This window comes from Serratia sarumanii (assembly GCF_029962605.1).
In the GTDB taxonomy this organism is placed as follows: Bacteria; Pseudomonadota; Gammaproteobacteria; order Enterobacterales; family Enterobacteriaceae; genus Serratia; species Serratia sarumanii.
Map to the genome: position 1 here is coordinate 2634359 of NZ_CP124750.1, position 15628 is coordinate 2649986.

General features: G+C 60.9%; 13 protein-coding genes. 8 read left to right on the plus strand and 5 right to left on the minus strand.

What is annotated here, in order from left to right; all coding sequences use genetic code 11:
• The first annotated feature begins 53 nt into the window (after positions 1-53).
• From nifJ to SSARUM_RS12545, 3 genes are all read left to right on the plus strand, one after another.
• The gene (gene nifJ / locus SSARUM_RS12535; protein ID WP_060430134.1) at positions 54-3587 is read left to right on the plus strand and encodes a pyruvate:ferredoxin (flavodoxin) oxidoreductase; all 3534 of its coding nucleotides are present in this window, start codon (positions 54-56) and stop codon (positions 3585-3587) included.
• A gap of 226 nt (positions 3588-3813) precedes the next feature.
• Positions 3814-4752: a tRNA 2-thiocytidine(32) synthetase TtcA gene (gene ttcA / locus SSARUM_RS12540; protein ID WP_033648438.1), complete on the plus strand. Its 939-nt coding sequence runs from the start codon at positions 3814-3816 to the stop codon at positions 4750-4752.
• A 146-nt stretch (positions 4753-4898) separates the two neighbouring features.
• The gene (locus SSARUM_RS12545) at positions 4899-5297 is read left to right on the plus strand and encodes a VOC family protein (protein ID WP_033648439.1); all 399 of its coding nucleotides are present in this window, start codon (positions 4899-4901) and stop codon (positions 5295-5297) included.
• Between the two features lie 219 nt (positions 5298-5516).
• Here the strand turns inward: SSARUM_RS12545 and zntB are convergent, their stop codons facing one another.
• On the minus strand, positions 5517-6500 hold the full coding sequence (gene zntB, locus SSARUM_RS12550; protein ID WP_033648440.1) for a zinc transporter ZntB: 984 nt from the start codon (positions 6498-6500) through the stop codon (positions 5517-5519).
• Between the two features lie 50 nt (positions 6501-6550).
• On the opposite strand from zntB, the gene SSARUM_RS12555 reads away from it, so the two are divergent.
• The 3 genes from SSARUM_RS12555 (at position 6551) to SSARUM_RS12565 (ending at position 8846) form a co-directional block, all read left to right on the plus strand.
• The gene (locus SSARUM_RS12555) at positions 6551-7360 is read left to right on the plus strand and encodes a hypothetical protein (RefSeq protein ID WP_223181992.1); all 810 of its coding nucleotides are present in this window, start codon (positions 6551-6553) and stop codon (positions 7358-7360) included.
• Between the two features lie 5 nt (positions 7361-7365).
• Positions 7366-8403 carry a hypothetical protein gene (locus SSARUM_RS12560; RefSeq protein ID WP_060430139.1) on the plus strand — a complete coding sequence of 346 codons (1038 nt, stop codon included), beginning with the start codon at positions 7366-7368 and terminating at the stop codon, positions 8401-8403.
• A 194-nt stretch (positions 8404-8597) separates the two neighbouring features.
• On the plus strand, positions 8598-8846 hold the full coding sequence (locus tag SSARUM_RS12565; RefSeq protein WP_033648443.1) for a hypothetical protein: 249 nt from the start codon (positions 8598-8600) through the stop codon (positions 8844-8846).
• Between the two features lie 158 nt (positions 8847-9004).
• Here SSARUM_RS12565 and SSARUM_RS12570 read toward each other — a convergent pair whose 3' ends face one another.
• The gene (locus tag SSARUM_RS12570; protein ID WP_039565939.1) at positions 9005-10639 is read right to left on the minus strand and encodes a peptide ABC transporter substrate-binding protein; all 1635 of its coding nucleotides are present in this window, start codon (positions 10637-10639) and stop codon (positions 9005-9007) included.
• Between the two features lie 158 nt (positions 10640-10797).
• Positions 10798-11148: a hypothetical protein gene (locus SSARUM_RS12575; RefSeq protein WP_015378006.1), complete on the minus strand. Its 351-nt coding sequence runs from the start codon at positions 11146-11148 to the stop codon at positions 10798-10800.
• 206 nt (positions 11149-11354) lie between these two features.
• Here SSARUM_RS12575 and mpaA point away from each other — a divergent pair, with 206 nt between their 5' ends.
• Positions 11355-12062 carry a murein tripeptide amidase MpaA gene (gene mpaA, locus SSARUM_RS12580; protein ID WP_047567263.1) on the plus strand — a complete coding sequence of 236 codons (708 nt, stop codon included), beginning with the start codon at positions 11355-11357 and terminating at the stop codon, positions 12060-12062.
• Between the two features lie 3 nt (positions 12063-12065).
• Here the strand turns inward: mpaA and ycjG are convergent, their stop codons facing one another.
• Positions 12066-13040, minus strand: a complete 975-nt coding sequence (gene ycjG / locus SSARUM_RS12585; protein WP_033634682.1) for an L-Ala-D/L-Glu epimerase — start codon at positions 13038-13040, stop codon at positions 12066-12068.
• A gap of 225 nt (positions 13041-13265) precedes the next feature.
• On the opposite strand from ycjG, the gene tpx reads away from it, so the two are divergent.
• Positions 13266-13769 (plus strand): thiol peroxidase, encoded by a 504-nt coding sequence (tpx, locus tag SSARUM_RS12590; RefSeq protein WP_004930536.1) that lies wholly within the window; start codon positions 13266-13268, stop codon positions 13767-13769.
• 57 nt (positions 13770-13826) lie between these two features.
• Here tpx and tyrR read toward each other — a convergent pair whose 3' ends face one another.
• Complete coding sequence (gene tyrR, locus SSARUM_RS12595; RefSeq protein WP_033648446.1) at positions 13827-15398, minus strand: transcriptional regulator TyrR; 1572 nt, start codon at positions 15396-15398, stop codon at positions 13827-13829.
• Positions 15399-15628: the final 230 nt, after the last annotated feature.

Sequence of the window (15628 nt, forward strand, 5' to 3'; positions counted from 1 at the left end):
TTACTGCGAAAGTGCGCTTTCGCGGCTTTGAGAGCAATGAAAAGGTAACGCCGATGATAACTACAGATGGTAATAATGCAGTCGCTTCCGTGGCCTATCGCACCAACGAAGTGATTGCCATCTACCCTATCACGCCGAGTTCCACCATGGCGGAGCAGGCGGATGCCTGGTCCGGTGATGGCCGGCAAAACATCTGGGGCGATATTCCCCGGGTAGTGGAAATGCAGTCGGAAGGCGGCGCGATCGCCACCGTGCACGGCGCGTTGCAAACCGGCGCGCTGTCGACCTCGTTCACCTCATCGCAGGGTCTGCTGTTGATGATCCCGACGCTGTACAAACTGGCCGGCGAGCTGACGCCGTTTGTGCTGCACGTCGCCGCGCGCACCGTAGCCACGCACGCGCTGTCCATCTTCGGTGACCACTCGGACGTGATGGCGGTGCGCCAGACCGGCTGCGCCATGCTGTGCGCCGGCAGCGTGCAGGAGGCGCAGGACTTCGCGCTGATCTCGCAGACCGCCACCCTCAACGCGCGCGTGCCGTTTATCCATTTCTTCGACGGCTTCCGCACCTCGCACGAAATCAACAAGATCGTACCGCTCAGCGACGATACGCTGCGGCAAATGCTGCCACAGGCGGCGATCGACGCTCACCGCAGCCGGGCGCTGTCGCCGGATCATCCGGTGGTGCGCGGCACTTCCGCCAACCCGGACACCTATTTCCAGTCGCGCGAAGCCACCAACCCGTGGTATGACGCCACCGGCCAGCACGTGATCGACGCCATGGCAGCCTTCGCCGCCCTCACCGGCCGCCACTATCGGCCGTTCGACTATTACGGCCACCCGCAGGCCGAGCGCGTGGTGGTGGTGATGGGCTCCGCCGCCGGCACCTGCGAAGAGGTGATCGACACCCTGCTGACCCGCGGCGAGAAAGTCGGCGTGCTGAAGGTGCGGCTGTTCCGGCCGTTCTCCGCCAAATACCTGCTCGGCGCGCTGCCGGACAGCGTGCGCAGCGTCGCGGTGCTCGATCGCACCAAAGAACCGGGCGCGCTGGCCGAGCCGCTGTATCTGGACGTGATGACCGCGCTGGCGGAAGCCTACAGCCGGGGTGAGCGCGCCACGCTGCCGCGGGTGATCGGCGGCCGTTACGGCCTGTCGTCGAAAGAATTCGGCCCCGACTGCGCGCTGGCGGTGTTCCGCGAGCTGGCCCAGCCGCAGCCGCGCCCGCGCTTTACCGTCGGCATCTTCGATGATGTCACCGGGCTTTCGCTGCCGCTGAGCGACGAAATCCTGCCGCAGCGCGCCTCGCTGGAAGCCCTGTTCTACGGTTTGGGCAGCGACGGCTCGGTCTCGGCCACCAAGAACAACATCAAGATCATCGGCAACGCCACGCCGCTGTATGCCCAGGGCTATTTCGTCTACGACTCCAAAAAGGCCGGCGGCCTGACGGTGTCGCACCTGCGCGTCAGCGAGCAGCCGATCAACTCGGCTTACCTGGTCAGCCACGCGGACTTCATCGGCTGCCACCAGCTGCAGTTTATCGATAAGTACCAAATGGTCGAACGCCTGAAGCCCGGCGGCACCTTCCTGCTCAATACCCCTTACGGCGCCGACGAGGTCTGGTCGCGCCTGCCGCAGGAGGTTCAGGCGCTGTTGCACCAACGCCAGGCGCGTTTCTATATCATCAACGCCGCCAAGCTGGCGCGCGAATGCCGGCTCGGCGCGCGCATCAACACCGTGATGCAGATGGCGTTCTTCCACCTGACGCAGATCCTGCCGAGCGACGTGGCGCTGCAACAGCTGCAGGACGCCATCGCCCGCAGCTACAGCAGCAAGGGCCAGGAGATCGTCGAGCGCAACTGGCAGGCGCTGGGCGCCACCCGGGCCGCGCTGACCGAGATCCCGCTGCAGCCGGTCGACGTCAGCAGCCCGATGCGCCCGCCGGTGGTCTCGGACGCCGCGCCGGACTTCGTCAAAACCGTCACCGCCGCGATGCTGGCCGGGCTGGGCGATGCGCTGCCGGTTTCCGCCTTCCCACCGGACGGCACCTGGCCGGTGGGCACCACCCAATGGGAAAAGCGCAACATCGCCGAAGCGATCCCGATCTGGCAGCCCGACCTGTGTACCCAGTGCAACCACTGCGTCGCCGCCTGCCCGCACTCCGCCATTCGCGCCAAGGTGGTTCAGCCGGCGGAGATGGAGCACGCCCCCGCCTCCCTGCAGTCGCTGGATGTCAAAGCGCGCGATATGCGCGGCCAGAAATACGTGCTGCAGGTAGCGCCGGAGGATTGCACCGGCTGTAACCTGTGCGTCGAGGTCTGCCCGGCGAAAGATCGCCAGAACCCGGAGATCAAGGCCATCAACATGGCTTCGCGCCTCGATAATCTGACGGCGGAGAAAGACAACTACGACTTCTTCCTGCAGCTGCCGGAAATCGATCCGGCGCAGCTGGAGCGCATCGACATTCGCACTTCGCAGCTGATCACGCCGCTGTTCGAGTACTCCGGCGCCTGCTCCGGCTGCGGCGAAACGCCGTACATCAAGCTGTTGACCCAGCTCTATGGCGACCGCTTGCTGATCGCCAACGCCACCGGCTGCTCGTCGATCTACGGCGGCAACCTGCCGACCACGCCGTACACCACCAACGCCGAAGGGCGCGGCCCGGCGTGGGCCAACTCGCTGTTCGAAGACAACGCCGAATTCGGCCTGGGCTTCCGTTTAACGGTCGATCAACATCGCGCGCGAGTGCTGCGCCTGCTGAATGCTCTGGCGCCGCAGCTGCCGGAGCGGTTGGTCAATGCCCTGCAGATGGGCGACGTGGCGCCGGAGCCGCGCCGTAAGCAGATCGCCGAACTGCGCACGCTGTTGGCCAATCTAGAAGGCGAAGACGCGCGCCAGCTGGCGGCCGGCGCCGACTACCTGGTGGATAAATCCATCTGGCTGATCGGCGGTGACGGCTGGGCCTACGACATCGGCTTCGGCGGTTTGGATCACGTCCTCAGCCTGACGGAGAACGTCAACGTGCTGGTGCTCGACACCCAGTGCTACTCGAACACCGGCGGCCAGCAGTCGAAGGCCACGCCGCTCGGCGCGGTGACCAAGTTCGGCGAACACGGCAAGCGCAAGGCGCGCAAGGATTTGGGCGTCAGCATGATGATGTACGGCCATGTCTACGTGGCGCAGATCTCGCTGGGGGCGCAGCTCAACCAAACGGTGAAAGCGATTCAGGAGGCCGAGGCCTATCCGGGGCCGTCGCTGATCATCGCCTACAGCCCGTGCGAAGAGCACGGCTACGATCTGGCGCTCAGCCACGATCAGATGAAACAGCTGACCGCCACCGGCTTCTGGCCGCTGTACCGCTTCGATCCGCGCCGCAGCGCCGAGGGCAAGGCCGCATTGGCGCTGGATTCGCGGCCGCCGAACAGCAGCCTGTCGGAAACGCTGCTGAAAGAACAGCGTTTCCGCCGCCTGAACGCGCAGCAACCGGAAGTGGCCAGCGCGCTGTATCAGGCCGCCGAGAAAGAGCTGCAGGAGAAATACGATTTCCTCAGCCTGCTGGCCGGCAAGGCGGAAAAATCCGCCGCAGAGTAACCTCCCTCAGGGCGCGAGCGATTCGCGCCCTGTTCTTTTACCGCCGGCGTCAGCCGCAGCAAAAACCCGCTGGCATTCCTGCGCGCAATCCGTACCATACAGGCCTCGCGTCGGGCGCGTGGCAGCAGGATGATGAATAATGATCAAAAGCGGCCGGTTGAATGGTAAACTCGCGGCTACAACGCCATGCCCCTAGTGCCCCCCATTGAGAATGAGCACGATTTAAATGTCAGAAAAGCAATCCGTTAGCCAAAAAGAGCAGTACAACCTCAACAAATTGCAAAAGCGCCTGCGCCGCAACGTGGGCGAAGCGATCGCCGATTTCAATATGATTGAAGAAGGCGACCGCATCATGGTCTGCCTGTCCGGCGGTAAAGACAGCTACACCATGCTGGAGATCCTGCGCAATCTGCAGCAGAGCGCGCCGGTCAACTTCTCCCTGGTGGCGGTGAACCTCGATCAGAAGCAGCCCGGCTTCCCGGAGCATATTCTGCCCGCCTACCTGGAAAGCCTGGGGGTGGAGTACAAGATCGTCGAAGAGAACACCTACAGCATCGTTAAAGACAAGATCCCGGAAGGCAAAACCACCTGTTCACTGTGCTCGCGCCTGCGCCGCGGCATTTTGTACCGCACCGCCACCGAACTGGGCGCCACCAAGATCGCGCTGGGCCACCACCGCGACGACATTCTGCAGACGCTGTTCCTCAACATGTTCTACGGCGGCAAGATGAAAGGCATGCCGCCCAAGCTGATGAGCGACGACGGCAAGCACGTGGTGATCCGCCCGCTGGCCTACTGCCGCGAGAAAGACATCGAACGCTTCTCGATCGCCAAGGAATTCCCAATCATCCCATGCAACCTGTGCGGCTCGCAGCCTAACCTGCAGCGCCAGGTGATCGGCGATATGCTACGCGACTGGGACAAGCGTTACCCTGGCCGGTTGGAAACCATGTTCAGCGCCATGCAAAACGTGGTGCCTTCGCACCTGAGCGACATCAATCTGTTCGATTTCAAAGGCATTCACCACGGTAGCGCCGTGGTGGACGGCGGCGATTTGGCCTTCGATCGCGAAGACATCCCGATGCAGCCCGTCGGTTGGCAGCCGGAAGACTCGGACGACTCGGTGCCTGCGCCAGAGCGTTTGAACGTGCTGGAAATCAAATAAGCCCCTCTCGCCGCTTGCCCTCTGCAAGCGGCGACATTCCCCTCTCTCGACGATCTCGATCCTGTTCACAGTTTGCGCAAAATTTACTGGGCGGTGCCGTTTTTACCCTATACTGTTTATTTATACAGTCATATGGAGATCGCGCAATGAATATCACCCCCTGCCTGTCCCACGTCTCGCTGGGCTCCAACGATTTCGAGGCCGCCGCCGCCTTTTACGATCGCACGCTGGCCGCCTTGGGTTGTCGACGCGTGCTGGAGCATCCCGGTGCCATCGGTTACGGCCGCGACTACCCGGAATTTTGGCTGCAGGTGCCGATCGACGGCCAGCCGGCCTCGCCCGGCAACGGCACGCACGTCGGTTTTTTCGCCACCAGCAAGCAACAGGTGGATGAATTCCATCGCCAGGCGCTGCTGGCCGGCGCCGCCGATGAAGGCGCGCCCGGTTCGCGGCCGCACTACGGCGAGGCTTACTACGGCTGCTTTGTCCGTGATTTGGATGGGCACAAGATTGAAGCCAGCTTCTGGGATGAAAGCGCAGCCTGAAGAAAAGAGGAATGCCGAATAAAAAAATGCCGGTGATTAAACCGGCATTGTACGAATCAAATGTGCTATGCAGTAATTCAAAAATAAGAAAGTAAGACAATTATGGAGCGCAACGCCCATCGCTTGACGTTGCATTCACCTGCGAGAGAGATCATGCCCCATTTCCCCCGGCTAAATGTTGATATTGCTCAATGTTAACCGGGTTTTCGTCATTTTTGCCTACAGCCAGCGGCTGCGCTTCAGCCACCAGGCGACGCCAAGCACCAACCCGCCCAGCATCAGGCAAAACGCCGCAAAACCGAGAGGATTGCCGCCGCCCGGAATGCCGCCAAGGTTGACCCCGAACAACCCGGTCAGGAAGGTGGTAGGCAGAAATACCATCGCCAACAATGACATGGTGTAAGTGCGGCGGTTCATCGCATCGGCCATCACCGTGGTGATTTCGTCGGACAAGATGGCGGTGCGCGCGATGCTGCCGTCCAGATCGTCCAATCCCCGCCCCAGGCGATCGGCGATGTCCTGCATGCGGCGGCGATCGTCATCGCTCATCCACGGCAGACGGTCGCTGGCCAGCCGCGCGAAGACGTCGCGCTGCGGCGCCATATAGCGGCGCAGCACGATCAGCTGTTTACGGATCAGCGCCAGCTGGCCGCGCTCCGGCACCTGCTGTTCCAGCAAAGCGTCCTCCAGATCGATGATCTTGTCGTGCAGATCTTCGATAAATTCGCTGGTGTGATCGGTCAACGCATCGGAAATTTCCACCAGCCAGCTGCCGCTGTTGGTCGGCCCGGCGCCGCTTTGCAGATCGTTCACCACCTGATCGATGGAATACACCTTGCGGTGTCGGGTAGAGACAATCAGTTTATCGGTGATGTACACGCGAATGGTGACCAGCTGGTCCGGCCGGGAATTGGCGTTGAAGTTGATGCTGCGCAGGGTGATCATGGTGCCTTCGCCCTGGCGGCTGACGCGCGGCCGTGAGCTTTCGCCGGAGAGCGCTTCGCGCACCGAGTCCGGCAGCAGCGGCGTGGTGCTCAGCCATTCGGCGCTGGCCGGGTGCGCGTAATCAAGATGCAGCCAGCACGGCGCGTCGCAGGTGATCGTGTCATCCTGCTCGATCGGCGTGACGCCGCCCTTGCCGTCCAACTGGTAGGCGTAAACCGCATCGGCGATCTGCAGCTCGCTCCCCTCAATCACATCCATTCATTTATCCCCTCAGTCTTGCTTATGTTGCTGAGTCTAGCGTTAACGCCTTGGAGATCAAAGGCCAAGCTGTAACGCCAGTTTTCACGTTGTCCTATAAGCGTGGTCTATACTTCTGCCGCAAGGAACGCAAGACAGCCCGAGAGGAGACTCGCATGTTACAAATCAGCGCCGCAGATATTTTGAAAATCGTCTTACCGACCGTCATTACGCTGTTTATCGCCGTCGTCAAAACCCCTTTTCGCATTCGGCGGGAAAACCGCGATAAGCTGCTGAACCTGCTCGAATCCGTCGAGAAGCGCCAGAGCGCCCCCATACGCCTGTTGCGATTTCGCGACTATCTCGGCAATAGCAGCGCCGGCCTTACTGCGCTGCAACTGCTGCTGGCATTGCCGGACAGCGTAGCGGCGCTGGAACGTTATCGCTTCACCGGTGGCCGCCAGCAAATCTTGCGCGCCACGTCCGCGGGCTTCGTTTTGCGGCCAAGCGCCAATAACGCTTTCAAGCGTTTCCTGCTTTCGTGCCGCTATTTTTTGCTGTATTTGCTGTTCGTCACGCTGCTGGTACTGTTCCCCGCGTTGACTCAATGGGGACTGCAGCAGTCAGGGGTATTGATTACGCCCCATTCACTCAGCTATCTGCCTAATGCGCGCATCACCGACGGCTGGCAGCTGCTGTTCCCCGGCTTATTATTTATTATCATTATGTTCAGCCTGGCATACCTGACCTTCAGACAGCTGGCACGCGCGGGTAACCTCAGCTCGGAACGCGCCTTTTATCGCTACTACCAACGAGCGCGTGAGGAACAACGATGCCGGGAAGTCCTGAGACAAATGCGCACTGCGCTGCGCCGAGACTGACGAGAATGCGCCGCCTGCGGTGCATCGCAATGGCCGCCCTGCTGCTGTTCAGCCAATCGGTTCGTGCAGAGCCAGTGTTGGAGCGCCTCGCCACGCCCTATCGCGCGCCGACGGCGGCCGGTTCCCTGCCTTATTTTGTCGCTCACGCTCAATCCCCCCAGCCGCGTAGCGCACTGGTGGTGATGCACGGCCATCCACGCGACGCCGCCAGGACGTTGCAAGCGGCGATCGACGCCGCGCAGGACGCGGGAGACAGCAGCTTGCTGGTCGCCCCGCTGTTTCAGGTACCGGTAAAACTCGCCGCCCACTGCCATTCCGCCGGTCTGCCCCAGCCGCAAGACGGCGACGCCCTGTGGCGCTGCGGCTCCTGGGTCGAGGGCGGCTTGGATAATGGCGGGAAGACCGGTTCGTTCAACGCCATGGATAACCTGCTGGCCGATTTGAAACGGCGCTGGCCGTCGCTGCAGTCGATAACCGTGGCCGGTTTTTCCGCCGGCGCCCAGTTCGTGCAGCATTATGTCGGCTTTGCCCAGCCGCCACGCGGAGTGCGTCTGCGCTATGTGGTGGCCGATCCCGGCAGCTGGCTCTATTTTGATCGCCTGCGCCCTCTGCCCACCAGTTGGGGAAACTGCAGCAGTGAAGAAACCTGCCGTTTTCGCTGGCAAACGCTGGACGCCGGCCATTGTCCGCAGGCCAACCGATGGAAATACGGTCTGGAAGCGTTTCCCGCTCACCTGCAGCGCACCGCCGACGCGGCCCGCCGGCGTTACGCCGCCGCCGATATCACCTATCTGGCCGCCGCCGAGGATACCGGCGCCGCGCCGGGCGCCTACTATCGGATACTCGACAAATCCTGCGCCGCCCAGTTGCAGGGCCCCTATCGATTGCAGCGCGCCCTGGCCTACGCCGACTACGATCGGCATTACCTGGCGCCGGAGAAGCCGCATCGATTAACGATCGTTCCCGGCTGCGGGCACAACGTCGCCTGCGTATTTTCCGCCCCGGCGGCCAGGCAGGCGCTTTTCCCCATTAATGCAGACTAATAATAACGGCAATGAAATAAACCTTTGCCGACAAATCAGGCAATATCGCCGATAAAGCGCTGGCAATGCCGTTATTATTATGACTTAACATATTGCTATCATTTTTAATTCAAAATGATAATAATAAATCAACACAAAGCTGTTTCAGCGCAAATTTTAGGGGCATATACTTTTCTCACTACGAGGAGGTAGTTATGTTACGCGACCATTTAAAAATAAACGCCAGCGATACGCTGGAAAAAATCAGCAATATCCATTTGCAAAACCAGGGCCAGGAAGAGATCAGTGAGTTTGTGGTGAAAAACGCCGCCGGCCTGCAGATTGGCAAGGTCTCCGTCCACGATCGTTTCAGCACCCGACGCTCGTACCCCACCAGTTACCGCATCACTCAAACCGACATGAACGGCCGGGTGGTGGTGGATGCCATGCGGGACTGTCTATAAGCGTAACCATTCTCTGAAATAGCGAAAATACTGTGATGATGGTAACCCTGTTTATTATTAAACGGGGTTTATCGCGTGGAATAATTAATTATCTTCTTAGTTTCATCGTCGAAAAAAATAAAGCCCCCGCATTAGACGGGGGCGATAAATAAATCGACTCAGTGTTTGATGATATACATCGTCTGGCTGTAGGCCACGTCTTCCGGATTGGTGATCGGGTAGCCTTTTACCCACGGCTTGATCAGGCGGCCGTTGGTGTACTGGTAAATCGGCGCGATCGGCGCCTGATCGGCAATGATCTGCTCCATCTTGTTGTAATCGGCGGTCACCGCCGCCGGATTGGTTTCCCGCCCCGCCTGCGCCAGCAGCTTGTCATAGTCCGCGTTCTTGAACTTGGCGATGTTGCCGCTGTGGGTCGAGGTCAGCAGCGACAGGAAGGTCGACGCTTCGTTATAGTCACCTACCCAGGAGGCGCGGATCACGTCGAAATTGCCGGTGTTGCGGCTGTCGATGTAGGTTTTCCATTCCTGATTCTGCAGCTTGACGTCAATCCCCAGCTTCTTCTTCCACATCGAGGCCACGGCGATGGCGATCTTCTGGTGGCTTTCCGAGGTGTTATACAGCAGCGTCAGCTTCAGCGGGTTGTTCGGGCCGTAACCGGCCGCCTGCAGCAACGCCTTGGCCTGCGCGTCCAACTCCGCCTGTGATTGCTGTTGCAGCAAGCTCACTTCCGGTTTGAACCCGGCGGTCACGTCCGGCGTGAAGTGATAGGCCGGTTTTTCGCCGGTGCCCAGCACTTTTTCGGCAATAATCTTGCGATCGATGGCATAGGACAAGGCCTGGCGCACCCGCACGTCGTTGGTCGGCGCGCGCTGGGTGTTGAACGCGTAGTAATAGGTGCCGAGCTGATCCGGTGTGTACACCTGCCCCGGAATGTCTTTCAGCAGCTTCTGATACATGTTTTTCGGGAAGGATTCGGTGATATCGATGTCACCTGCCAGGTAACGCTTGGTGGCGTTGGATTCCTGGTTGATCGGCACGAAGGTCACTTTGGTCAGCACGGTATGCGCATGATCCCAGTAATGATCGTTAGGCGTCAGTACCAACTTCTCGTTCACCACCCGCTCCTGCAGTTTGAACGCGCCGTTGCCCACCAGATTGCCGACCTTGGTCCAGTCGTTGCCGTATTTTTCCACCACTGCCTGATTCACCGGGAACAGGCTGAAGTTGGCCGTCAGGCTGACGAAATAAGGCACCGGTTTGTCCAGCTGCACTTTTAGCGTGTAGTCGTCCGGCGCCGACACGCCCAAGCGATCGGCCGGCAATTTGCCGCTGATGATCTGCTCGGCGTTCTGGATCCCCGCCAGCTGCGCGAACCAGGCGAACGGCGACAGGTTTTTCGGCTCTACCAGCCGCTGCCAGCTGTAGACGAAGTCCTTCGCCGTGACAGGGTCACCGTTTGACCACCGCGCGTCTTTGCGCAGATGGAAGATATAAGTCTGGTTGTCGCTGGTCTGCCAACGCGTAGCCACGCCGGGGATCACTTTCCCGCTGGCGTCCTGATTGACCAGCCCTTCGAACAGATCGCGCGCCAGCTGGGCCTCCGGCAGGCCAACCGCTTTGATCGGATCGAGCGAGGCCGGTTCGTCTTTAATATGGCGCACGATTTCCTGTTTGGCCGCCAGCGCGGTGCCCGGGGGAACCTGCGCCGCCATGGCGCTGCTCATACAGGCGCCGATCGCCGCCGCGCAAAGCGCCAAACGAAAACCTCGTTGCATTTTTCTTCCCGTCATTATGATGTTCCCCCGTTAACCATCTGAATTTTTTATCATATAGCACAAGATCCGTCCGGCCTAGCGCTCACGGCCGAGAAGTTGCAAAAAGTGCGATTCAGGCGATAAAAAACCCGTGCGGCGCAGGGCGGCACGGGCGGTGTTTGCAGCAGCGACCGTCAGTCGTACAGGTGGATGCTGTTGATGCGGTAGCTGAACTCTTCGCCTTCTTCTTCATCGAACACGGTGAAAAAGCCTTTCTCGGCCAGCGGACGGGCCGAAATATCGGTTTTTTGCAGCTGGCGCGCGTCGGCGTCGTCGTAGCCGTAATCGAGGTAGAAGGCATCTTTCTGGTAATCGATATGCAGGGTGAACGGATAGTTCGATTCATCCCCGCGCCCGTCGTCGTTTTTCACCACGCCGAACCACTCCCCCTGGCGGATCTGGTTTTCAGCGTCCACGCCGCACAGCAGCGTGATGGTGTCATTTTCATTTTCGCTATAGCTGGCGATGATTCTGGCTACTGGCATGTTAAATCCTCTTGCGGGTGATTGGCTTAGCACTGCCGTTAGTATAACAACAGCGTCAGGCCAGGTGCGGTTTAATTGGCGTTTTCGCCGCCGCCGCGTCACAGATCGCGCAAACGCCGCACAATTGCGATGGGAAAGATGTCTCAAAGCGTAATACACTGAATAAAATGACAATGACTCTCGACCTTTAATCCAGGGACAACACCATGACCGAACATCGACCACGCAGTGAACGTGGCCAGTTGGCCATCGCAGGAGAGAACTACGGCAGCTCGCTGCTGGGCGCGCCGCTGCTCTATTTCCCGGCGGCGAGCAGCGGCCCGCAGACCGGGCTGATCATCGCCGGCACCCACGGCGATGAGAGCGCCGCCATCGTGACCCTGTCCTGCGCGCTGCGCAGCATCGCCCCCGAGCAGCTGCGGCACCACGTGGTGCTGGCGGTCAACCCCGACGGCTGCCAACTTGGGCTGCGCGCCAATGCCAACGGCGTCGATCTGAACCGCAACTTCCCGGCCGCCAACTGGCGCTCCGGCGACACCGTCTACCGCTGGAACAGCGCGGCGCCGGTGCGCGACGTCAAGCTCTCCACCGGCGGGCGCCCCGGTTCCGAACCGGAAACCCAGGCGCTGTGTCACCTGATCCATCGCCTGAAGCCGCACTGGGTGGTGTCGTTCCATGAGCCGCTGGCCTGCATCGAAGATCCCGCCAGCTCGCGGCTCGGCGTTTGGCTGGCGCACAAGTTCGAACTGCCGCTGGTGACCAGCGTCGGTTATGAAACGCCCGGTTCGTTCGGCAGCTGGTGCGCGGATCTGTCGCTGCCGTGCATCACCGCCGAATTCCCGCCGATCTCCGCCGATGCCGCCAGCGAGCGCTACATCGACGCGATGACCGAGCTGCTGACCTACCCGAATTAATCCTTACGGGGCGATATCGACGATCGCCCCGCATTCGAACGCTAGGCCTGGCTCGACGTCACGCGCCAGCCAGGTCGGGCCGTCCAGATCGACGAAGCGCGCCGCCGGCGCCAGCGGCAAGGCGGCGGATATCGCCCGCGACGTGCACAACATGCAGCCGAGCATGATGTCGAACCCTTGTTCGCGCGCGGCCTGCGCCAGCGCCAACGCCTCGGTCAAGCCGCCGGTTTTGTCCAGTTTGATGTTGACCATCTGATAGCGCTGCGCCAGCCGCGGCAGATCGGCGCGGGTGTGGCAGCTTTCATCGGCGCAGATCGGCAGCGGATGAATAAAGTGCTCCAGCGCGGCGTCGTCACCGGCCGGCAGCGGCTGCTCCAGCATCGCCACGCCGAGATCGGCCAGCAGCTGGCAGCGCGCCGCCAGCCCTTCCGCCTGCCAGGACTCATTGGCGTCGACGATCAGCGTCGCCTGCGGCACCGCGGCGCGGATCGCCACCAGTCGTTCGCTGATATAGTGATCGTCGAGTTTGATCTTCAGCAGCGTGGCACCCTGCCGCTCCAGTTCGCGCGCGGCGAAGGCCATCGCTTCCGGCGTGCCGATGCTGACGGTCTGCGCCATACGGATATGCGCCGGAGCCGCCACGCCGCTGCGCTGCCACAGGCTCTGCCCGTGCAGGCGGCACTCCAGATCCCACAATGCCGAATCCAGCGCGTTGCGGGCGGCGCCCGCCGGCATCTGCGCCAGCAGCTGCTCGCGGGTTATGCCTTGTGCGATCGCCGGCGCCATCTCTGCCAGCTGCGCCATCACCGATTCCTCGCTCTCGCCGTAACGCGGGTACGGCGTGCATTCACCGGTGCCGCGCACGCCCTGCTGTTCGATTTCGACCACCACCACCCGGGCTTCGGTGCGGCTGCCGCGCGCAATCACGAAGGCGGTATGCAGCGGCCAGGCTTCCGGGTAAAAACGCATGTCTCTCATAACGGCTCCTGAGCGAAAACTGCGCATTCAGCCAGGCTGATGCGCCGGTGATGTTTTATAGAACAGCCTAATATATACAACTATTTAGCAAACTTTGATATCCAATCCGCCCCGGTTGTCATAAACTGGCGCCAGGGTGTGAACCTGATGTTAAATGCCGTTGCCGGTGCGCCGTTTCATCAGGTTCATACCCTTTGTATAAACACCTGTAAAAGGAATCTAGCAATGACTCAGACAGTACATTTTCAAGGCAATCCGGTCAGCGTAGCGGGCAAACTGCCACAGCAGGGCGAACAGGCCAAGGCCTTCTCACTGGTTGCCAAAGACCTGTCAGACGTAGCGCTGAGCAGCTTCGCGGGTAAACGCAAAGTCCTGAACATCTTCCCAAGCATCGATACCGGCGTCTGCGCGACGTCGGTGCGTAAATTCAACCAGCTGGCCAGCGGCCTGGATAACACCGTGGTGCTGTGTATCTCCGCCGATCTGCCGTTCGCGCAGTCTCGCTTCTGCGGCGCGGAAGGCCTGAGCAACGTGGTCACCCTGTCCACCCTGCGCGGCGCCGAGTTCAAGCAGGCGTACGGCGTCGAAATCGCCGAAGGCCCGTTGGCGGGCCTGACCGCGCGTGCGGTCGTGGTGCTGGATGGCCAGGACAACGTGCTGTACAGCGAGCTGGTGAACGAAATCACCACCGAGCCGGACTACGACGCGGCGCTGGCTGCGCTGAAATAATAAAGCCGGCGAACGCCGGCTTTGGATACCCATTAAAGGCGCCGCAAGGCGCCTTTCTTATTCTTCGCCCTCGGCGCCGCCTTTGCGGCTGCTCAGGCCATACTCGCGCAGCTTGTTGGCGATGGCGGTATGGGAAACGCCCAGGCGCTTCGCCAGCTTGCGGGTGCTGGGATAGGTGCGATACAGACGCGTCAGCACCGAGCGCTCGAAACGCTTGCTGATGTCGTCCAGCGAGCCGTCCAGCACCTCGTCGCCCAGCGACATCTCCACCTCGAACTCCGGCAACACAATATCCTGCGGCCGCAGTTCGTAGCCTTCGGTTTGCGTCAGCGCGCGGTAGATGGCGTTTTTCAACTGGCGCACGTTGCCCGGCCAGCCGTACTTGCTGAGGAAACCGCCCAAATCGCTCGCCAGCTTGGGCCGCGCCACGCCCTGCTCATCGGCGAAGCGCGCCACGAACAGCTCGGTCAGCGGCATGATGTCCTGCGGACGTTCGCGCAGCGGCGGGATGGTGATGGTCAGCACGTTGAGGCGATAATAGAGATCTTCGCGGAATTCGCCGCGCTGCACCAGCTCGGTGAGGTTTTTCTGGGTGGCGCAGATCACGCGCACGTCGACGTGCACCTCATGCTCTTCGCCGACCCGGCGGAAGGTGCCGTCGTTGAGGAAACGCAGCAGTTTGGTCTGCATACGCGGCGACATTTCGCCGATCTCATCCAGCAGCACCGAGCCGCCGTTGGCCTGCTCGAAGAAGCCCTTCTTGCCTTCCAGCGCGTTGGGATAAGCGCCCGGCGCATGGCCGAACAGCTCGCTCTCCACCACGTCATCCGGCAGTGCGGCGCAGTTCAGCGCCAGGAACGGCTGTTTGCCGCGCGGGCTGCGCAAATGGCAGGCGCGGGCCAGAATATCCTTGCCGGTGCCGGTATCGCCGACGATCAGCAGCGGCGCATCGAGCATCGCCAACTTGCGCGCCTGCTCCAGCACGTGACGCATCTTGGCGCTTACCGCGACGATGTGGTCGAATTCGGTATCGTCGTTCACCGACAGATTTTGCAGCTGGCGGCCCATGCGCGCGGTGGACTTCAGCATCACCACCGCGCCGACCGCGGCCGGCTGCTGCTGTTCGTCTTCCAGATAGATGGGCGTGATGTCCATCAGGAAGTCCTGGCTGCGGATCACCACCCGCTCGGAGTGCGGCGCCGTATGCTCGCTCTCCAGCCAGCGGCTGAAGTTATAGCCGCCGATCAGCGCCCCGGCGGTCTGGTTGCGGATCTTGTCTTCGTTCAGGCTGAACAGCGCCTGCGCCGCCGGGTTGGCCAGCTCGACCTTGCCCTTCATGTCGATCGAGAACACCGGTTCCGGCATCGATTCCAGCAGCGCGCGCAGCGCGCGGTGCTCGCGTTCGGAAGGCATAAAGCTGACGGTGCGCACGTCGGTCACGCCGGCGATGCGGCGGATCTCCGCCATCAGCGCGCGGAAAGTATCGAACTCCAGCTGGGAGAAATTGAGGTAAATGCGGCCGATGGGATCGATCTCGATGCCACGTAAGTCAATGCTGCGCGATACCAAAAGATCGAGTAATTCTCGAGTGAGACCGAGGCGGTCTTCGCAAAATACTTCCAAACGCATCAGTGTTGGCCTTATCTCTGCAGGTGCGGGGATCGTTGACGATGATGATACTCCCTCGCACCGGGCGGTAGAAGCGATCTGTCAGCAAAAGTTGACAGAACTCTGATTTATTGCCGTGGTTGCTGATTTTAAACGCAAGCTAATAACAGCATCGGCGTCATTTTAGACTACAAACAGAGAGTTATCACAACCAGAATTAATTTTGCAGAGATTTATCACGCACTCGCAGG